General features: G+C 40.8%; 19 protein-coding genes. 17 read left to right on the forward strand and 2 right to left on the reverse strand.

The window, feature by feature from the left end; all coding sequences use genetic code 11:
* Positions 1–83 precede the first annotated feature (83 nt).
* The 11 genes from E4K67_RS02830 (at position 84) to E4K67_RS02875 (ending at position 10,596) form a co-directional block, all read left to right on the forward strand.
* Entirely contained in the window at positions 84–1,328 is a 1,245-nt protein-coding gene (locus E4K67_RS02830; protein ID WP_199242440.1) for an ABC transporter substrate-binding protein, read from the forward strand.
* Positions 1,329–1,339: 11 nt separating this feature from the next.
* On the forward strand, positions 1,340–2,215 hold the full coding sequence (locus E4K67_RS02835; protein WP_135544867.1) for an ABC transporter permease: 876 nt from the start codon (positions 1,340–1,342) through the stop codon (positions 2,213–2,215).
* Positions 2,208–3,023, forward strand: coding sequence for an ABC transporter permease (locus tag E4K67_RS02840; RefSeq protein WP_135544868.1), 816 nt, complete (start codon positions 2,208–2,210; stop codon positions 3,021–3,023). The genes E4K67_RS02835 and E4K67_RS02840 overlap by 8 nt, the downstream gene beginning before the upstream one ends.
* Positions 3,004–4,104: an ABC transporter ATP-binding protein gene (locus E4K67_RS02845; RefSeq protein WP_243454310.1), complete on the forward strand. Its 1,101-nt coding sequence runs from the start codon at positions 3,004–3,006 to the stop codon at positions 4,102–4,104. The genes E4K67_RS02840 and E4K67_RS02845 overlap by 20 nt, the downstream gene beginning before the upstream one ends.
* 85 nt (positions 4,105–4,189) lie before the next feature.
* Positions 4,190–5,071, forward strand: a complete 882-nt coding sequence (locus E4K67_RS02850; RefSeq protein WP_135544869.1) for a nucleoside hydrolase — start codon at positions 4,190–4,192, stop codon at positions 5,069–5,071.
* A gap of 59 nt (positions 5,072–5,130) precedes the next feature.
* Positions 5,131–6,135: an aminoglycoside phosphotransferase family protein gene (locus E4K67_RS02855; RefSeq protein ID WP_135544870.1), complete on the forward strand. Its 1,005-nt coding sequence runs from the start codon at positions 5,131–5,133 to the stop codon at positions 6,133–6,135.
* A 609-nt stretch (positions 6,136–6,744) separates the two neighbouring features.
* A complete protein-coding gene (locus E4K67_RS02860) occupies positions 6,745–7,296 on the forward strand; it encodes a flavin reductase family protein (RefSeq protein ID WP_274594825.1) in 552 nt (183 codons plus the stop codon).
* Positions 7,297–7,361: 65 nt separating this feature from the next.
* Complete coding sequence (locus tag E4K67_RS02865; protein WP_135544872.1) at positions 7,362–8,195, forward strand: TIGR04282 family arsenosugar biosynthesis glycosyltransferase; 834 nt, start codon at positions 7,362–7,364, stop codon at positions 8,193–8,195.
* 154 nt (positions 8,196–8,349) lie between these two features.
* A complete protein-coding gene (locus tag E4K67_RS02870; protein ID WP_135544873.1) occupies positions 8,350–9,312 on the forward strand; it encodes a DUF169 domain-containing protein in 963 nt (320 codons plus the stop codon).
* 6 nt (positions 9,313–9,318) lie between these two features.
* Positions 9,319–9,486 carry a hypothetical protein gene (locus tag E4K67_RS29635; protein ID WP_158408385.1) on the forward strand — a complete coding sequence of 56 codons (168 nt, stop codon included), beginning with the start codon at positions 9,319–9,321 and terminating at the stop codon, positions 9,484–9,486.
* A 324-nt stretch (positions 9,487–9,810) separates the two neighbouring features.
* Entirely contained in the window at positions 9,811–10,596 is a 786-nt protein-coding gene (locus tag E4K67_RS02875) for an MBL fold metallo-hydrolase (protein WP_135544874.1), read from the forward strand.
* Positions 10,597–10,657: 61 nt separating this feature from the next.
* Here E4K67_RS02875 and E4K67_RS02880 read toward each other — a convergent pair whose 3' ends face one another.
* On the reverse strand, positions 10,658–10,936 hold the full coding sequence (locus E4K67_RS02880; RefSeq protein WP_135544875.1) for a hypothetical protein: 279 nt from the start codon (positions 10,934–10,936) through the stop codon (positions 10,658–10,660).
* 89 nt (positions 10,937–11,025) lie between these two features.
* A complete protein-coding gene (locus E4K67_RS02885; RefSeq protein ID WP_135544876.1) occupies positions 11,026–11,277 on the reverse strand; it encodes a hypothetical protein in 252 nt (83 codons plus the stop codon).
* A gap of 910 nt (positions 11,278–12,187) precedes the next feature.
* Between E4K67_RS02885 and E4K67_RS02890 the strand changes: the two genes are divergently transcribed.
* The 6 genes from E4K67_RS02890 to E4K67_RS30045 all read left to right on the forward strand — a co-directional run bounded on the left by E4K67_RS02890 (position 12,188) and on the right by E4K67_RS30045 (position 19,852).
* Positions 12,188–14,428, forward strand: a complete 2,241-nt coding sequence (locus E4K67_RS02890) for a molybdopterin-dependent oxidoreductase (protein WP_135544877.1) — start codon at positions 12,188–12,190, stop codon at positions 14,426–14,428.
* A gap of 55 nt (positions 14,429–14,483) precedes the next feature.
* Complete coding sequence (locus E4K67_RS02895; RefSeq protein ID WP_135544878.1) at positions 14,484–14,819, forward strand: 4Fe-4S dicluster domain-containing protein; 336 nt, start codon at positions 14,484–14,486, stop codon at positions 14,817–14,819.
* An 88-nt stretch (positions 14,820–14,907) separates the two neighbouring features.
* Positions 14,908–15,147: a hypothetical protein gene (locus E4K67_RS02900; RefSeq protein ID WP_135544879.1), complete on the forward strand. Its 240-nt coding sequence runs from the start codon at positions 14,908–14,910 to the stop codon at positions 15,145–15,147.
* A gap of 76 nt (positions 15,148–15,223) precedes the next feature.
* The gene (locus tag E4K67_RS02905; protein ID WP_243454312.1) at positions 15,224–16,477 is read left to right on the forward strand and encodes an MFS transporter; all 1,254 of its coding nucleotides are present in this window, start codon (positions 15,224–15,226) and stop codon (positions 16,475–16,477) included.
* A 535-nt stretch (positions 16,478–17,012) separates the two neighbouring features.
* Positions 17,013–19,145, forward strand: coding sequence for a sigma-54 interaction domain-containing protein (locus E4K67_RS02910; protein WP_243454313.1), 2,133 nt, complete (start codon positions 17,013–17,015; stop codon positions 19,143–19,145).
* 554 nt (positions 19,146–19,699) lie between these two features.
* The gene (locus E4K67_RS30045) at positions 19,700–19,852 is read left to right on the forward strand and encodes a hypothetical protein (protein ID WP_199242441.1); all 153 of its coding nucleotides are present in this window, start codon (positions 19,700–19,702) and stop codon (positions 19,850–19,852) included.
* Positions 19,853–19,950: the final 98 nt, after the last annotated feature.

Raw genomic sequence — 19,950 nt, forward strand, 5'->3', positions numbered from 1 at the left:
CAGGATCAGAACTAGATAAGTTGGGATGGATTCACAAATGTTCCAACCCAATTAATTAAATGATACATAAAGGAGAGAAGATAGTGAAAAGGCTTATTAATTGTACATGCATACTCTTTATGGCGCTTATCTTATTAACGGCAGGTTGTGGTAAAGAAGCAGCGCCGCAGGGTGCTGCCACAACAGACAACAGTATTTTTGAGACAGTAATAAAAAATGCTAAAGGGACAACAGTTAATTTTTACGGATGGGGCGGTGATGAAAAGATTAACAAATGGGTTGATAATGTACTAGCTAAGAAAGTCAAAGACGACTATGATCTCACCTTAAAACGTATACCAGTTGACGATATACAAACAGTTATCTCAAAGCTTGCAGATGCAAAACAGGCCGGGGTTCAGAAAGGCTCGATTGATTTAATTTGGGTGAATGGAGAGAATTTCTATACAGCGAAGAAAAACAATTTGTTATATGGCCCATTTACACAAAGTTTGCCGAATTATATGAAATATGTCGATCAGACGTCCGATGATGTCAAATATGATTTCGGCAATAGCGTTGACGGATTGGAATCTCCCTATGGAAAAGCGGAATTGGTACTGATTAACGACGCAGCCGTTACTCCTGAAACTCCCAAAAATACCCAAGAACTTTTGGGTTTTGCTATGAAATACAAAGGGAAGGTTACCTATCCAGCGTCGCCTGATTTTACGGGAAGTGCGTTCTTACGTAATGTCATTTACGATGTTGTTGGTTATGAAAAAGTCAAGGCTGCTGGCACAGACAAGCAAAAACTCAAAGAGGCGATTCAGCCCGCAATAGATTATTTAAAAGAGTTGAAACCATATTTGTGGAAAGAGGGGAAAACCTATCCCGCTTCTATCGGTCAACTACATAATATGTTTGCTGACGGGGAAGCCGTATTAGACATCTCCTACGATCCCAATGCCGTTTCCAGTATGATTAGCAAAGGCAAAATAAAAGATACAGCCAGAAATTTTATCTTTGATAAAGGGATGATTGGTAATACGCATTTTTTGGCAATACCAAATAACGCGGGAAACAAAGATGGAGCCATGGCTGTCATTAATGCCGTCCTTAGTCCGGAGATTCAAGCCTCCAAATATGACTATGCCAATTGGGGAGATTTGCCTGTTTTGGATAATACCAAACTCAGTAGCACTGAGCAAGAATTATTCAACAAGATCCCACTAGGCAAAGGGGTGATTCCGCAAGCAATACTGCTAAGTAAGAGACTTCCAGAATTGCCGGCCAATATGGTGCCTCTTATTGAGGAAATATGGCAATCTGAAATTCCTAACAAATAAAGGATTAGTTGATGAGTTATTCAAAATTCAAGCCTTATATTATGATTCTTCCGGTGGCTTTGCTGATGGCCATTTTCATCATTGGTCTGATTAATGGCGTGTTGCAAAGTTTCGGAATTATCCCTGCAGCTGGGTTGACCAAATTTACTCTTTCTTATTATCGAGAAGTCCTTAATAATGGCGATCTTACCGCTTCACTATGGCTCAGCGTGTATATTTCAGTAGCATCATCATTGATTGCTGTTGTAATGGGTGTATTAGTCAGTGTGGCGGCTACCGCATCCGGGCTGGTTAAGAGCAAATTCTTTCAGATTCTCAAAATACCCGTGATTATTCCACATGCGGTATCTGCGTTACTCATGCTGAACTTGTTTTCACAAAGTGGTATCATCGCAAGAATGGCTTATCAAATGCATCTTATTCAGGGGCAGGAGGGTTTTTTATCAATAATGTTTGATGAAAGTTCACTAGGATTAATACTAACATACTCGTGGAAGGAAATACCGTTTGTTATCATGGTTGTTGTAACCATCATGGCTAATATTAATGCTTCTTTAGGGGAAGCGGCGGTAAACCTTGGGGCGTCAAAGTGGAAGGTCTTTAAGCATATCACTCTTCCGCTTTGCCTCCCTGCTATAACGACATCCTTTATTATTATTTTTGCTTATTCCTTTGGAGCCTTTGAAATACCTTACCTGTTAGGAGCAACCCATCCTAAAGCACTGCCAGTCCGGGCCTTTGTAGAATACGTCCATCCAGATATTGCCCACAGGCCCTACGCTATGGTGCTAAATAGTATCATGATCATCTTCACTATGGTTGTTACTTATATTTATTATAAGATATTATCGAAGAATTTTGTGAAATTGGGTACTCAAAATGACTAGAAAAAATAATAAACTAATAATGCGATCCTTAATATATTTAAGCTATTTCATGGTTTTGTTTCCCATACTTATATTAATAGTCTGGAGTTTTACCGGAATATGGCCTTGGCCCCATCTAGTTCCGGAAACGTTTTCCCTCAGAGCTCTAGGTGAATTGTTTGGGGGGTATTCTGGGGCGATTAAAATACTTATCTCCAGTATATTTCTCTCAACTATAGTGTCACTGTTAGCGATTGCCGTAAGTATACCAGCGGCTAGAGCTATTGTCTTATTAGACTTTTGGGGCAGGGATCTTCTGAAATTCATCATACTAATGCCTGTAATCGTGCCTGTTACAGCGTTTGCCATGGGGATAGATGTACTCTTTATGAAAATAGGCTTAAGTGATAATGTACTGGGCGTTATCTTAGTTCATATTATTCTGTGTTTGCCATACACGCTAAGAATAATGACGGAGGTAACTGAAGCAACTGGGGATAAGCTGGAGATACAGGCCAGAGTTCTGGGCGCTTCTCCAATTAAAACTTTTACAAACATTACTCTTCCCATCGCTTTTCCAGGCATAATATCCTCTATCTGTATGGCTTTTATCGTATCGTCTAGTCAGTATTTTATAACACTCCTCATTGGTGGCGGAACAGTTGTAACGTATGCAATGTTTATGTTTCCTTATATCCAAAGCGGAGATAGGACAATCGCTTCGGCGTATAGCGTTTTGTTCCTTCTGTCCACGCTTATAGTATTTATGATTTTAGATAAAACGGTTAAGCGGTATTATAACATTGAGGATGTTTTCTTTTTTAGTTGAATCGAAAATTAATTTTCATATCGCGAAGCTACTGTGTGAGAGGTTAGTTATGGATAATTTATCGTTAAGCAATCTACATGTTAGTCTGGGTGGTAATAAGATTTTAAAGGGAATTAATTTTAAGGTTAAAAAAGGTGAGATAGTTTCATTACTAGGGCCTTCAGGTTGTGGTAAAAGTACATTGCTGAAAACAATAGCAGGGCTAATTGAGCCTAGTGAAGGAGAGGTCTATATTGGCGGCCAGCAGGTAAACAGACTGGCACCCGAAGAACGTGGAACAGTTATTGTGTTTCAAGATTTAAGATTATTCCCGCACATGGATGTCGGCCAAAACATCGGATTTGGCCTAAAAATGAAAGGTGTCCATAAGGAAATCATACGCAAAAATGTGATTAATATTATGGAGAAAGTAGGTTTAGACGGTTATGAAAAATTTAAAGTTTTTGAACTTTCCGGAGGGCAACAGCAAAGAGTAGCATTGGCCAGAGCCTTAGCGGCAGAGCCGCAAGTGCTTCTACTGGATGAGCCTTTTTCCAGTCTTGATGAAAATCTGCGCCAAAAAATGAGAGAACTGGTCATTAAGCTTCACAGGGAACTAAATTTAACGACGATTTTGGTTACCCATGATCAAGAGGAAGCCTTGGTTATGTCCGATCGTATCGCCATTATGTTTAAAGGACAAATATTACAATATGATACGCCTAAGTCTGTGTACGAAAATCCCGCTACCCCAGAGGTTGCAAATTATTTCGGTGAAATGAATAGTATTGAAGGATTTGTGGAAAACGGATTTTTTCAAAGCTTCTGTGATAGTTCCATTGGTGGTTGCAAAACCTCACTGGAGGATGGAAGCTATTCATTAATGCTTAAACCCAGCCATATCAAACTGGTCAAAGAGCCTGGGGCCTGGATAATAAAAGCAATCAGCTATCTTGGAGATAAATACAATATTCGGATCACAGACAACGTTTTAGATTTAGTTGTCGTCACAGCTTCAAACATTGATATTCATGTCGGGGAATCAGTGAATATCAATGTAGATTATCCAAAGGGAATATTATATAAGAAAGAATTAGGTTAACGTTTTATTTTCACGAATAACAAAGCGTTAGGTCAGCTGGCAGAACAATTATAAGTAATGCAATTTAGTGAAGGAGTGTGATGATATGAAAAAAGTAATTCACGACTGTGATAACACACTAGGCATTTTGGATTGCGATGTCGATGATGGCTTGGCTTTAATATATCTACTGGGTAAAAAAAATATCGAATTATGTGGGATAACTTCAACATATGGCAATAGTGATATTGAAACAGTCTACGCGAATACGGCTACCATGCTGAAAGAACTAGGTCGCACGGATATTCCACTGGTCAAAGGTTGTGCTGACAAATATTCTTCGCTAAGTGAAGCAACGGAGTTCTTGGTCGAAACCGTAAAGGCCAATAAGGGCGAAATCTCAATTCTGGCTACAGGGTCGCTCACCAATTTATATTCAGCCTATAAACTAGATAATGAATTCTTCGAAAATGTAGCTGAGATTGTGCTCATGGGTGGTATCATCCAGGAACTAAATATTAACGGCCAAATTCTTGATGAACTTAACTTTTTTTGTGATCCTGATGCGGCAAATTGCGTCCTCCAGAAAGGCAAAAATGTTTCATCTATTACTGGAAATAATTGCCTCGTGGCTTATTTCACGGAGCAGGAATTTCGCCAAAGATTAGAGTCAAATAATAAACCGATAGCTCAGTACATTTTTCAAAAATGCATAGGCTGGTTTGAAAATATGATCAGAAGGTTTGAAATTGTCGGTTTCCATAACTGGGACGTGGTAGCGGCAACTTATATCGCCGAACCAGCTTTATTCAATAATAACTTCCAATATCTAAAATCTGACGTGCAAAAATTGCAAAAGGGTTTATTAAATATCACAAGTCAGGAAAATGGCGATAGTAGGGTTAATCTGCCGGAGATCCGTGATCTTGGTTCATTCACGAAGGAGGTTTATAAGTCATGGTTAGACGTTGATATTTCGGTATTATGAAAAAGGTGTTGGAATACTAAAAGTTATTATTCGGTAAAAATTTAAGAAGGTGTTACAATTTGCTGGCTGAAAAATTATTAGATCAAGTAAAGGACTATGTTTTGCAAAACTGTTTTACTTCAGTATTTGATTTTGACCAAGAGGTAGCTGTAAGTTTTCTTGCCCAGGGTGAATATAACCTGAACTACTTGTTGCAATCAGGTGCGCAAAAATATGTTTTCAGAATTAATACCGGCAGCCAGATGGACTTAGACAATCAGATTGCTTATGAGTATAAAGCTTTACACTTATTAAGTAGATCGCGAGTCACTCCCCGGACATATTATCTTGACGACACTAAACAAGAGATACCCTATGGGATACTGATGATGGAATATCTTCCCGGAGTATCATTAGATTACCGCTGTGACCTGGTAAAGGCCGCGCGAACGTTAGCCAGTGTACATGGTTTAGAGTTTACAGCCGATGAAGTAGAATTTTTGGTCAAAGAGTCCGAACCCTTTACCGCTATTTATCATGAAGCGAGCCGACTGCTGGAAAAATACTATGCCTGTCCGCAGGCAAATCCTCAAGCAGTTAGGCTGTTCGAAAAGATCATGGCCCGAGCGGAGGAACGAAAAAAAGCGGAACAATATCTTATGGCGGATCCATGGCTGCGGGTTATCAATACGGAAATCAATTCTAGTAACTTCATCGTGAATGAGCAGGCAGAGACTTGTTTTTTGATAGATTGGGAAAAACCGATCTATGGCGAACCCGCCCAGGATATAAGCCATTTTCTCATCCCAACCACTACTTTGTGGAAAAGAGATTATGCCCTTAGCTATGAGGAAGAAGATTTGTTTATCAGCGCCTACCTAAATGACCTTTCGCCTTGTCCCCAGGCTATAACATTGCGGGAGCGGGTGGAAATGTTTAAATTTTTTAATTTATTGCGAGCAGTATCCTGGTGTGCGATGGCCTGGACAGAATACATCAAGCCAGGTCGTCCTTTAAGCAATCAAGATACTTTCACCAAGATTGAACAATACCTGGAACCTGATTTTTTAAAGAAGATTCAATAGAGCCGTAGAATCTCATCGCCAGCGATCCAAGGTCTGCCGACATAGAACACCCTCCTTAAGCTGATAGTCTTACCGTTCGAGTCTTTGAATTTCGCCTTTTCTGACCAATATCTGGATTTATGTCTTATCACCTCAATACTTCACTAGAATGGTTTTTTCTTATTAGCCTTGGCACAGTCGAAATTATTTTTGTGTCATTTTAGTATTAATATTCCCAATCTGAAAAAAATCCTGATTTTAGAAAATTTCTTCGTATTAGCGAATTCTACCCCTCAACTATTATCATGGTTTTTAATTAAAGGATAAGGGACTATGAACGTCCTCATAATCACTGAAATATGGAATGCTTGCCCAGGTGGATGTCATTTAGGCACTAAATACACTGTTGAATTATCTAAGTGATAGCAATATCAACACGTTATTTTGGGCCTATTTTTTTAAAAAAATTCCTTTTTAGTTCTGGCACGGTTATTGCATTGTGAATACATACATGGGTAACAGGCCCAGCCCCAATATTTAGGGTTATCTTGGTAAATCAACCCTAAAACAACAATGTTCGGGAAGGAGTGATGAACTATAAAAAAATCTTTGGGTGCAACCATTCATGCAATGCCTTCACCTGTTTGGGTCGTGGGGAGCTACGATAACAAGGGTGAGCCCAATATTATGACTGCGGCCTGGGGAGGGATATGCTGTTCGTCCCCACCTTGCATCGCGATATCCCTGCAGAAGTCGCGCTTAACCTATGCAAATATTCTTGAACATAATGCTTTTACAATTAGCATTCCGTCAAAGCTATATGCAATGGAAGCGGACTACATTGGTATCGTTTCGGGAAAAAACACTGATAAATTTTCTGTGACTGGACTTACTCCTGTGAAGAGCGACGTCGTTAATGCACCTTATGTTAAAGAATTCCCCATAGTGATAGAATGCACCCTCTTGCAGACGGTTGACATTGGCTTACACACTCAGTTCATCGGCGAAATCGTTGATGTGAAGGCTGATGAGGGGGTTCTTGGAGAAAAGGGTGTACCAGCCATCGAAAAGGTGAATCCAATCATCTGTAGTGCTTCGGATAGAAAATATTACGCGCTTGGTCAGTATTTGGGAGAAGCCTACGCCCTCGGTTTAAAACTATCTGAAGAGAAGATTTCCTAAACTCATACTTGTGAAACAATTAAGAACTAGGGTTTGGCGACTAAAGTTGGAGAGGAGTAAACAATATGCAAAATGCTATCGTTGTTTTTACTAAAGTGCCAAAAGTAGGAGTAAGCAAGACTCGGCTTACCACTGCCCGGGGGGGCTTGTTTACGCCTGAGGAAGCAAAAGATTTTTACGAAGCGTGCCTGCTAGACGTTATTGATCACTGTGTATCTGCTAATAGTGGGGATGTATACATTTGTCAGGATAATCGTGGGGACCGAGATTATCTGAAACAATTTCTTGCAAATATCTCAAATCCACAAGCAATAAAAGAGATATTCTCCGACGTGGAAGGTAATTTCGATCAGTGTATGCAGTATGCAGCTGATTATATACTGAAAAAGGGCCAAGCTGGAAGGTTAGCGGACAGTGTTTTAATCGTAGGAGGAGATTTACCGTGTTTGCAGCCATTAAATATTAAAGATGCTGTGAGCAAAATGAAGAAGCTTGCTTCTACCAACCAAGGTCTAGCGGTTGCAATGCACTCTGAAGACATAGAATCGTCAGTAGGGGCGGCCATGGTCGCATCTGCCTGTCAAGAAGGCGGATTTTCAATGATAGGTTACACGTGCACCACGCCATTTGAGTTCGAGGGGGTTTTTTATAACAAGGAAGGAATAACTGCACTTGATGTTCTAGTACAGAAAACATCTTCACATAATATCCCATTTGGGTTAGTTGAAGCAGTACCAGATGTCGACATTCCACTGGATCTGGCGAGCCAAATTCCTGTCTTAAAGGCTCTACAGTTAGCAGGGAAATATGATGCGACGATTGAGTTACCTAATAGAACGATAAAATTTCTAATCGACGAAATGGGTCTTGAGTCTTCGGCCATGCCCCCACAACGTTAGTTAAGTAATCTGTCTATCCGACATGCCTTGAACCTTCTTCTGGAATGTGACGAAGACTATACGGAAACGAAAAATAAGGCAGCACAAATGTTTGCAGAACAGGATGAAGTGCAGGATTAGGAAATGATGATGGCAGGTAAAGGAGATAGCTAAGATGGGTAAGGAACAACTGGCCAAATCGTTAAAGGAAATTTTAGGGCTACGGTGGTCACCGGTAGCCGTTAAGCTCATGAAACCGGGGGAAGAAATACCCAAAGGACTGATGGAACCCCCTATGCCACTTCGATATTGTCAGTCCATTATTGCAGCTCGCAGAGGAAACTGCCTGTATATGCCACCTCGCAAGCACGCCTGCCCAGACGGGTCGGGTATTCTTGGAATGGTGGAAATGTCTGAGAAGTTGAGATCTGGAGCATTATATTTGCTTTTTAAGAAATTACCAAATATTGAGTGCGCTCAAAAAATGATTGCCAGCAGGCCAGAATTTGAAACTGGGAGCCATACAGCAACAGTACTGGCGCCCCTTGAAAAGGCGACATTTGTACCGGATGTTGTTATCTTTACGCTGTGGCCGGAACAAGCGATGTGGCTTTGTTGTGCTAAAACCTATTCCAGCGGAGAACGGCAGAATTTTATAACCTCAGGTTACAACTCTTCTTGTGCTGACCTCACCGTCCAAGTCATCAAAAGTGGAGAAATGAATATTTCTTTTGGCTGTTATGGTGGGCGAGCTTCTAGTGAGATTGATGACTTTGAACTCTATGTTTCGATACCGTATGGGCAATTGCAGGATGTGACAGATGCGCTCCAGAAGTTATCAGTCAAGAGTATTCCGGAAGAACGAAATAAGATCTATATGCCTCCCATTATGGATAATGTTGGTATACCTGGGGTTCAAGAAGATGGTAGTGTTGAGATCTTGATCGATACCGATCGTTGTATTGGATGTGAGCTATGCGCAGCGTTTTGCCCAGGGTCAGTTTTAGAGATGGTCGAAATTGATGGGAAAAAGAAATCCAGCGTCATAGCCATTGAAAATTGTAGTTCCTGTTATACCTGTGTCGGACAGTGTCCTCAAAAGGCTATTCAGTTGAAACACCGAACAAAAGTAGGATGAACAAGTATGGAACCTATGATTTCATTTGCAGAAAAGAAGGATAAAGAAGACGTTCAGCAACTGCTCTGGGAGGATGGATTGGGGATATCCGGGGATATTGAAGATCATGTGTTGTTGAGGGTAGAAGGAAAGGTCGGGGCAGTCGGAAAGCTATTTCAGACTAGCCCTAACTAATTTCATTTAGAAGTGTTAGGCGTAAGAAACGATCAATGTAGGACTGGCCTAGGCGGTTTTCTACTTTCGGCATTAACAAGTTGGCCGTGGAATTATTGTCGATCCATTATATCGTCGGCAAGAGGACCTTATGAGGTGACAACCGTGCCAATGAATGACACAGGTCTCTTTTATAAAAAACATGGTTTTGAAGTTTGTGGCTTTTCCCAACTTTCTTCTCAGTATGTCGAACAATGTGATGCGTGCTCTGATCGGGAAAATTGTCAACCCGTCCCTATGATATTTCAATTTCCTGGGTATAGGCGACAAAGGGAGGTAGTAACAATGCCACAGTTTAGGATATTGGGTTCAGGGGCTGGTACGGGAGTACCTTCCTTCTTTTGTAGTTGTCCTGCGTGTCAGGAAGCCAGAGAAAACCCAGAGTATACTCGTACTCGAAGTGGAGCATCGGTGTTAACGAATAATACAATGGTTCTGATCGATGCTTCACCGGATTTGAGAAGTCAACTCGTCAAGAATAATATAACTAAGATCGACAGTGTTTTTCTTTCACATTGGCACTATGATCACTTTAGTGGTCTAGGAGAGCTTGAGTATTATGTAAAATTAGACCGAATCGAGAAATTGCCCCTGTATTTACCTCCTAGCGCCGTGGCTCAATTTGAAAGCGCCTTTCCTAATCTACTGGACATTTTCAACATCATACCGTGGCAATTCGGACAACGATATCAATTCGGGGAAGTGTGTTTGACGCCTTTAGTGGCTAATCACAGCATTGAAACCGCAGGATTATTAATAGAATCTAATGAGAAAAGACTAGCTTATTTTACGGATACTTCCGGTCTACCTGAGGAAACGGAGAAATTTGTGAGTGGAGCTGACTGGCTAATCTGTGACGCCACGTTTTATGGTAAGAATTGGTATCCTCATTCTCATATGTCAGTAGAGCAGGCTGTCGAACTGGGTAGACAAGTTAAAGCCAAGGAAACAATTTTAACTCATCTGTCCATGCATTACAGCCAGGCAGTTACTACAGAGGCGCTTAAGAGCGCAGTTTCCCGATATCCTAATGTTTTAGTTGCTCATGATGGAATGGTGATAGAAATATAACAACAAAAAGTAGGCCTATCCAATTAGGATGGGCCTACTTAGATAGTAGCAACATTGCCACTCAAGTAACCTCATCTTTCGGTGGTGTATGCCACCTGCAGGACTGTTGTACGACGCCATCTTTAGGAAGTGATTTATGTTTACCGCAAGGATTCGCGCACATCTTTTCGATGTTATAGCACATGACGGCGGGACGTTCAACTGATTCAGGCAAAACTGCGCCACATTTTCTGCAGTTTTTAAATTCGGGAAAAGTATAGCCGCTGCAGACCGGACATTTTTTTGGTTTTTCTTTAGGTGGTTTACAATTTCCGCAATAGGGATTACAAGACCAACACATGATATTGCCTCCTTGGTGTAAACAAAATGGCTACTTGCTATATGCTGCAGTAGCCATTTTTCTTATGCAATGAGTTGCTTTTTTAAATCCTACTGACCAGCAAGTTGGCTAAGGGCGGTTATAAGCGTTGTCTTAATGTGAAATACATGCACCTTCTCAGGATAGGCCATACCAGCACGTTCAAAGATGTCCCGTAGCGTTTGTTCTAAGACATCATTGGGCTTATAGTCTTCTAGAGCCATTGCCATATCATTTTTGAGTACCGATAGCGGAGTTGTTGAAGGACGGTTCTGTTGAAGTTTATCCCACAACGTTGCCGCATCTATTAATGTAAATGCCATTATTAGTACCTCCTTTAATTGTTAAGATGAGTATTACACTAGAGAAGTGCGTCGAGTTGTTCCCGCTTACTTCTCTATACACCTCCTAGATAAACTAATGCAAAAACTGTGCCAACCTGTAATAAAGTGGGCACAATTGGGCTGTGTACGGGTAATTAAGGGTTCTTGTTCCACTAAATGCATAATATTTTGATCTCTTTTTGCATCCTTAACCAAGCCTCAATGTTCACAAACCCAGTTAAACCAAAGAAAACTACCTAATCTTTTTTTGGGATTAAGTATCATTTTAGAATTTCTAAACCACTGTTTAGAGAACTAATGAAAAAACTAACTACTAAAAGATGTACGTTGAGCCCCTTAAGGGGCTTTTTTATGTTCAGAAAGATCCTAAAACCGAGGGGATATCGCAATGTAGGATTTGAGTAGGTGATTAGATTATGCAATCAGCTGAAAATCACATTGTCCTAAGTAATCGACTTTAGTAGAAATCCAACTGACATAACGTTGTAACCTGATGCCCTGTTACGTGGTCTAGCGTGAAATAATTTTTCCTAAAATGATACTGTGATTGCAAAAAAGGATTAGCTATTTATTCAGCGATTCACCTGCTTTGTAACCTAATAAACAACAGCTTACGCATCTCAAAAAGACATAAAGCATCTTAAGGTAGTTGAATGATAAAACCGTAACAATGCTGGTACCAAGCCATCTTCCTATGTTTTAACCAAGTTGGCACGATTATTGCAAATATCAATATAAAGTAATACTTGCAAAGGGGTAATTTGGTCGAGTAGATAAGATTAAAGGTGGTGGTATGAAGAAAACGAAGGTTTGTTGTTTGGAATGGTGCCTAGTAATAATCTGATCCTAAAAGTCTAGAAATACAAGTTTTTGAAAGGACTGTGAGAAAATGAATAAAGAATGGAAGCATGACAACGAAGATGGTTCGTATACAGTCAGGACCTGCGGCTGGTCGCCGCCAGGGGACCATCCAGTAGGATGCGGCATGAAATTGACTGTTAAAGGCGGTAAACTTGTAAAGGTTGAGGGGGATGCAGAACATCCCATTAGTCAAGGCAGGTTGTGTGTTAGATGTCTAGCACTAGCTGAATATGTACATCATCCTACACGCATTATTTCTCCAATGAAACGGTCAATTGAAGATCGAGGAAAAGAGAAATGGTCAAAAATATCCTGGGAAGAAGCTTGGGATATTATTGTTCCTAAGATTTTACAACTTAAGAAAGATCATGGTGCTGAGTCGATAGTCGTGTTCGGTGGAACTGGACGAGAAGCATGCCTATACTACTATCCACTTGGTTTTGCCTCAATTGGTACTCCAAATGTGTGCTATCCGCTCAGTGGTTGGTCTTGCTACGGACCAAGATGCGCGATCACGGACTATATCCTAGGCGCGGGGTATCCTGAGATCGACTTTGCTGGTACCTTCCCAGATCGCTATGATAACCCTGCATTTACGTTGCCAAAATATATTGTGGAGTGGGGTAAGAATCCTCTGATGTCCAATCCGGATGGCTTTTATGGACATTCCCTCATCGATATGATGAAGCGAGGAACCAAAATCATTTCAATAGATCCGAGGATCACTTGGCTCGGCACTCGGTCGGAGTATGTATGTCAATTGCGTCCTGGCACAGATACTGCCCTCGCAATGGCATTCCTCAATGTCATTATCAACGAAGACCTCTATGACCACGAGTTTGTGGATAAATGGTGTTACGGCTTCGACGAACTTAAAGAACGCGTTCAGGAATACTCGCCCGAGAAGGTTGCGGAAATAACTTGGGTGCCGAAACAAACGATCATTGAAGTTGCTAGAATTATCGCGATGAACAAGCCTACTGCTATCCAATGGGGTTTGGCTGTGGATGAAAATCCAAACGGTGTGCAACTCGGACACGCGATACTCTCTCTCGGTGCGATTACTGGCAATCTCGACGTGCCAGGAGGCATAACCTTAGGGGCACCCGCTGCACTCCTCGGAAAATGGCGTATGGATACCCGGTCCAATATATCAGAAGAACTTTGGGATAAGAGAATCGGAGCCAAAGAATGGCCGGCGCTGGCTAATGCCTTGGCTACAACTCATCCAGACGAAACACTGGATACTTTGGAAACAGGCAAACCATACAAACTTAGAATGGGCTGGTTCAACAGTAGTAACTTCATTACCGCTACTTGTTCTGCTCAACCTGACAGATGGTACAGGGCTCTTAAATCCTTGGAGTTCAACGTAGTGCAAGACTGTTTCATGACCCCGACAGCGATGGCTTTCGCCGATATTTTCTTGCCGCTACCCACGTTTGCTGAGCACGATGGCATAGTTATTACTCACTTTGGTCGAAATCCCGTATTTTTAGGAGCGATGAATAAGGCCTTTACTGTCGGTGACTGCAAGTCTGACATCGAAGTTTGCATAGAACTGGGTAAAAAGCTCCATCCGGATATGTGGGAGTTTGATGACGTTCCGGATTTCTTTAGCAAGCAATTGAAACCTGAACTAGGCATAGATTTTAATGATCTAAGAGAACTTGGCGTCTATCAGCCTAAATACACGTATGGGAAACACGAAAAGGGCCTCTTACGGCCAGATGGTGAACCAGGTTTCAACACAGTAACAGGTATGGTTGAGCTGACATCGACACTTTTCGAAACGTGGGGCGATGATGCTCTGCCGTATTACAAGGAGCCTCCTTATAGCCCAGTAAGTACTCCAGAGTTATTTAATGAGTATCCGTTGATTCTTACAACTGGTGCTAGGACTTTCACCTCATTCCATTCGGAGCATAGACAAATTTCAACCTTACGTGAGATTACTCCAGATCCAGTTTGTGAATTACATCCGGAGACTGCTCAGAATCTTGGTATTAATGAAGGCGATTGGGTTGACCTTGAGAACATGTTTGGTAAGTGTAAGATGAAGGCCCATCTAACACCATGCATTCATCCTAGGGTCGTTCATGCAGTGCACGGTTGGTGGTTCCCAGAGAAACCTGCTGAAGAGCCTAGTCTGTATGGCGTATGGGACTCGAATATTAACAAATTGGTACCTCATAAACACATTGGGAAACTCGGTTTTGGCGCTCCATTCAAGCAAATGATTTGCAAGGCTTCCAGAAGGGAAGCATAAGATTTCATCGTTGAACCAGACTAATACACAATTATCGGGAATGGAGGAAAAATATATGTCAAGTAATGGTTTATTGATTGATTATGAATATTGCACAGGTTGCCATAGTTGTGAAGTTGCTTGCAAGAACGAGCATGGGATTCCTCTTGGCAAATGGGGCATTAAACTTACTGAGGTTGGTCCCTTTAAGTTGACTGATGACAAGTTCGAGTGGAACTATATCCCTGTTCCTACCTCGCTCTGCGATTTGTGCGAATCAAGGGTGGGCAAGGGAGAGCTACCGACTTGTGTTCATCACTGCCTTGCTAAGTGCATGGAATACGGGCCGGTGGAAGAACTGGCGAAAAAGATGGCTGCTAAAGGTAAGAAAATGGTAATGTTTATCCCTTAAGAAAATGCTAGTCGGGGCCCCTTCATAGAAGGGGTTTCCCGAGCATCAATATCCAAGAAATATACAATTATAGGGGGTATTATTAATCATGAATAAAGAAGATTATTTAAAACTTGACACCGATTCTGCATATAAGTTTCTAAGTTCGGAACTAGCGGAAGGAAAAGAATTTAGTCAATTATTAGAAAGTATAGGTATGAGTAAAGTCGAATTAGAGAAGAAACAAGGCTTTTATTATATAAAAGGTAAAATCATGAGGAAACCTTTCAAGGGATACGCAACTCCAAAGGTTGAGGAAAAGTTTCAAGGGTTACAACGCGAAAAGTAATTTATCATCAGGATATCGTATCTGATTAAATGCCAAAATGTTATTCGAATTAGTAGTTTGCAAGGAGAGTGTAAGCGTGATTCAAAGAAATACCAATACTAATAATGGAATACATTATGGCTGGATGGTTGTATTTGGAGGATTCCTTACTCAGATAATCCTGATGATCAGCCTACAGACTCTGCCGATTATCATGGCTGAAGTAAAAATAGGCCTTAACTTAACCAATGCATCAGCAGGAACGATCATGTCAGTTTTTGGTTTGACCTATGCTGGGTGTTCATTTATCTGGGGCTACATTGCTGATCGATTTGGTGCGCGATTTGCAGTAACAGCAGCAGGTATAATTTCTGCCTTGATGGTCATATTATTTGGCTTTGTTGGCGACTCATTTACCAAAGCCCTCATTATATTTGCTTTGGTTGGCTTCGGAGCTGCGGGAATTTATAGCGCTACAATACCTAAGCTCATTGGAGCGTGGTTTCACCCGAGTAAACGAGGCAGGGCCATGAGCCTCATCACCCCCGGTGGTGTTCTCACGGCTGCAGTGTTAGGAATTGTGGCACCTAAGCTGTCAAAAGCTTTCGGTTGGCAAAGCACCTTTGTTATTTTGGGAGCTGTTGCCCTTGTATGCACAATTCTAATATACGTTATCGTAAGGAATAGAGCTGCAGATAAGGGTTTGACACCTATAGGGTCACCATTGGATGTAATAGTTGATTCAGTTCCAGCAGCAAAAGAAGGAGGATTCGGCGAGGTCCTCAAAATGAGGATAACATGGCAGCTGGGAATAATGTACATCTTCTGGCAACTTGCCTTTATGACGATTACTGTTTTCCTAGCTGTTTCTGTTAGAGGTGCTGGATTTACCGCTGTGCAAGCTGGCCTTGCAGTCACAATCTATAGTTTATGCCAACTAGTGGGTCAACAAATATGGGGTCCGTTGTCCGATCGCATAGAGAGAAAATTCGTTATAGGAATTGCCGGTATCTGGTGGGCAGTATTCGCGATGGGATACATTTTTGTCTTCGGAAGTGGACTTAGCAATATGTATATTGTCGTGGGTTTGATGGGGGTTGGTATGGGGATGGTCCCTGTATTGTTGGCTTCCTTTACTGACTATTTTCCTATGGAAGTTCGAGGAACTGGTGCCGGTGTTATATCAACTTTTGCCACAGTTGGACGTTTCTTTGGACCTATGGTAGCCGGAATAGTAGCAGACGCTACAGGTAAAGTTAGTTCAGTTTTTGGGTTCGCAGGTGCAATGATGCTTATAGCTGCTTTGATCGCATTAGCGTTACCAAGCCTAAGAAACAAAGCTGCTGCATAATTGTCTTTGGACCAAGATTAGATCTGTTGGTACAGGCTCCACTGATGGCGGTTCTTTTCTTTGCGGGTATGATGAAAAGATTTATTTTTTGGATTTGATAAGATCAGGATAATGATTCCTGATCTTATTTTCTAAATGCGCCACGCATGGCGATTAACTTGGTGGTGAAATAGCACCGCATATGACAGAGAGACTCAACAGTAGCCTAACGGTCAGCTGTAATGGCTGATACACGGTGAAGAGAAGCAAAGAGAAAGACCTCACCTCTAGAAGCAACGGAATGGGCAATGTGCTAAGGGCAACAAAACTTTGCCCAACGGATAATTCAATTAATGTAGATAATGGACGGTTTAACCTTAAAAGTCGAATATTTATGAATAATCTGCAATATCGACTTGACCCATACTAATACTGGATATAATATATTGATATCCGGTATTAGTATAAACTATAGTGATATATGAAGTTCGTAGGACGCCTAGGCGGAAACCTTCCATAAAAACAGAATATCCATGTAATTAAGGAGGTAAATCAGGTGACTAATAAAAACCTAGGTTTTGATACTCCGAATTTGCACGAGCATTTATCTGATGAAGTTAATGACAATGTATTCGAAAAAAATTGGAGAGTGTTACTATCCTGCAAAAAGAATTTTTTGCAAAATATTGATACAGACATTTGTGATAATGAGCACATGAACAAAGAAGTCAGTGCCTCCTGGTTGAGATCTCGAGAATTGGGAATCAACCCCTACATGGAAGTTAGCAAGTCACATTTGAGCTCCAGTCAATATCAGGAAACAATGGACAAAAACAGTTTAATTATAGAAATTGCGAAGCCAATGATTGATACTTTTAAAGAAATGACAATTTTGACTTCAGGTTATATATTATACTTATGCGATAAAAATGGAGCGTTTTTATTACAGGAAGGCGATATGATGAGAGTGCCTACGGAGAACTTAATTTGGAACGAATATACCATAGGTACCAACGTTCATTCTTTATGTGTACGTCTCAAGCGACCTGTTCAGTTAATGGGTCCTGAACATTATTGCGTAGCTTTAGAAAATATTATGGCTTCAGCTGCGCCTATACTGGATAATTCTGGGGAAGTAATCGCCACTCTGATTTTGAGTCAACCTTTGATAGAGAGACCTTGGCTAGAAAGTTTTCATAATCTTCGTTCGCATACTCTAGGCCTAATAACTTCCTTGGCCACAGCAGTTGAGTTACAGATAAAATTGCATATAAATAACGAAGAGCTAAACGAGAGCAATGTCAATTTAAGAATTGTTAATGATAAATTGATCACTACGCATGGTACATTAGAAACCACATTTGCCTTTATTGATGAGGGGATTATAAGCATTGATCGAACAGGGGTGATTATTCATATCAATAAGGAAGGTACCCGGATGTTGAAGCTTATTTCGGATGAAATTGGAACGATAAATATAAAAAGATTTCTATGTAGTCACTCTCGCATCATGGATTTAGTAATAAAAGGTAACAATGTTGATGTTGAAGAATCCATTTGTATAGCTGATGATGAACAGACTTATTTGGTCAATATTCGGCCGATTGTAAACTTGAAAACTAACCAAGTTGTATCTGCAGTTTTAAAACTTACTCAGATTGAAAAGATTAATGCCTTGGCAGTTAATAGATCAGGAAGCATTGCCACTTATAGCTTTAAAGATATCCTTGGTGAGAACAAAGAATTCAAGAAGAGTATAGCCATAGCAGAACGCTTTGCTAGCTTGCCGGAAAATATTCTCATGATTGGGGAAAGCGGTACAGGAAAAGAACTTTTTGCTCAGGCTATCCACAATACATATCGCCCTCAAGGAACGTTTATGGCAGTAAATTGTGCAGCAATGCCTCGGGAATTAATAGAGAGCGAACTGTTTGGTTACGAAGGAGGCAGTTTCACTGGCGCTGAACGCAATGGAAGACCTGGAAAAATTGAGCTGGCCCACGGAGGGACACTCTTCCTTGACGAAATTGGGGACATGCCTCTTGAGATTCAGGCTGTTTTACTTCGAACTTTAGAAGATAGGCAAGTTATGCGTATAGGGGGTCGACGCTATAAGAAGGTAGATTTTAGGCTAGTTGCCGCTACAAATAAAGATCTCTATAAAATGGTGAAAGAAAATCAATATCGTGAAGATTTGTACTTCCGCATGTCAGTATTGACGATTAATATTCCACCTTTGCGTAAACGAGGTAATGACATCGAAATTCTTAGTAAATTGTTTATAGAAAATTACTGTAAAAAACAAGGACGGAAAATTCAGCAAATCAGTCCTGCGGTACAAAAAATAATTAATGAATATGAATGGCCCGGTAATGTAAGACAATTGGAAAATGCTATGATTTATGCAGTGAATACTGCTCAGGATAACCTAATTAAACCTGAGAACCTGCCCAATTATATTCTTCTAGACAGCAGTCCTATAAAATTTAATGAAATAACGGATAACAAAATGCTACGCCTTGAGAATCTGGAAAAAGTCGCGATAGAGAAGTCTTTACTACTTGCCAACAATTATTTACCTGTTGCCGCAGAGATCCTAGGAATTAGCCGTTCGACACTCTATCGAAAATTGAAAGATTATAATATTGATAATACTACTGCAAAAACTCCTTCAAAGATGCCCAAATAAATAGGATTGGGTTGTGAATAAAGGAATGTGTATAAGGGAATTGGGGCCGTCAACGGTTGCCAATTCCCTTTGTGTGTATCATTGTGTCTCATACTGGCTCTCAGCCCCCTGGAGGGTTTCCACCTCCTAAAATCATACACCATCCATCTAGCGCACTCTACACTGGAGTCTCTCGATCATTAGCTACAGTGGCTTTTATTCGTGTATATTTTGCGATCCACTTAAACAGTGGTTTGAAAATTCTAAAATGATACTTAATCCCAAAAAAGGATTAGTCAGTTTTCATTGATTTAACTGGGTTTATGAGCATTGAGACTTGGTTTAGGAAGCAAAAGAAGATCAAATGATTATGCATTTAGTGGAGCAAGAACCCTTAATTATCAGGCATACAGCCAATCATACTGATGATTAACAGGTTGGCACAGTTTTTGCATTTAAAACATGTATACCTAAGGAGGTGTAAGAGGTGTAAGAGGTGTAAGAGGTGTAAGAAGCGTGAAAGGGAACAGCGGCAATAATATTCCCAATACAAGAAAAAAGGAGGTATTTTAATAATGTGTTTTAGACCTGCAGGCGTATCAAAGCCCGTTGAATGTCCAAATTGCAAAAAGAAGCTCGCTGCCATAGGAGGAGTTCAACAAAAGAAGTGTCCTTTTTGTAAGACTGAAATTCCTCCTGCAAACAATACTGGGAAAGATGAGAAATAAGGTTCGTGTTATCACTCTAGTTAACTTATTTGCTATACAAGAAGCAGTGGAGTCATTGTAGCGGGGGCCTGTTCTATAGAGAACGGGTCTCCAGATAC

Source organism: Desulfosporosinus fructosivorans, from assembly GCF_004766045.1.
Classification (GTDB): Bacteria; Bacillota; Desulfitobacteriia; order Desulfitobacteriales; family Desulfitobacteriaceae; genus Desulfosporosinus; species Desulfosporosinus fructosivorans.

Bases quoted from the DNA above. Each gene is read 5' to 3' on its own strand.
- E4K67_RS02835 (WP_135544867.1), top strand. From the start codon at position 1,340: ATGAGTTATTCAAAATTCAAGCCTTATATTATGATTCTTCCGGTGGCT.
- E4K67_RS02840 (WP_135544868.1), top strand. From the start codon at position 2,208: ATGACTAGAAAAAATAATAAACTAATAATGCGATCCTTAATATATTTA.
- E4K67_RS02845 (WP_243454310.1), top strand. From the start codon at position 3,004: ATGTTTTCTTTTTTAGTTGAATCGAAAATTAATTTTCATATCGCGAAG.
- E4K67_RS02850 (WP_135544869.1), top strand. From the start codon at position 4,190: ATGAAAAAAGTAATTCACGACTGTGATAACACACTAGGCATTTTGGAT.
- E4K67_RS02860 (WP_274594825.1), top strand. From the start codon at position 6,745: ATGCCTTCACCTGTTTGGGTCGTGGGGAGCTACGATAACAAGGGTGAG.
- E4K67_RS02865 (WP_135544872.1), top strand. From the start codon at position 7,362: ATGCAAAATGCTATCGTTGTTTTTACTAAAGTGCCAAAAGTAGGAGTA.
- E4K67_RS02870 (WP_135544873.1), top strand. From the start codon at position 8,350: ATGGGTAAGGAACAACTGGCCAAATCGTTAAAGGAAATTTTAGGGCTA.
- E4K67_RS29635 (WP_158408385.1), top strand. From the start codon at position 9,319: ATGGAACCTATGATTTCATTTGCAGAAAAGAAGGATAAAGAAGACGTT.
- E4K67_RS02875 (WP_135544874.1), top strand. From the start codon at position 9,811: ATGCCACAGTTTAGGATATTGGGTTCAGGGGCTGGTACGGGAGTACCT.
- E4K67_RS02880 (WP_135544875.1), bottom strand. From the start codon at position 10,936: ATGTGTTGGTCTTGTAATCCCTATTGCGGAAATTGTAAACCACCTAAA.
- E4K67_RS02885 (WP_135544876.1), bottom strand. From the start codon at position 11,277: ATGGCATTTACATTAATAGATGCGGCAACGTTGTGGGATAAACTTCAA.
- E4K67_RS02890 (WP_135544877.1), top strand. From the start codon at position 12,188: ATGAATAAAGAATGGAAGCATGACAACGAAGATGGTTCGTATACAGTC.
- E4K67_RS02895 (WP_135544878.1), top strand. From the start codon at position 14,484: ATGTCAAGTAATGGTTTATTGATTGATTATGAATATTGCACAGGTTGC.
- E4K67_RS02900 (WP_135544879.1), top strand. From the start codon at position 14,908: ATGAATAAAGAAGATTATTTAAAACTTGACACCGATTCTGCATATAAG.
- E4K67_RS30045 (WP_199242441.1), top strand. From the start codon at position 19,700: ATGTGTTTTAGACCTGCAGGCGTATCAAAGCCCGTTGAATGTCCAAAT.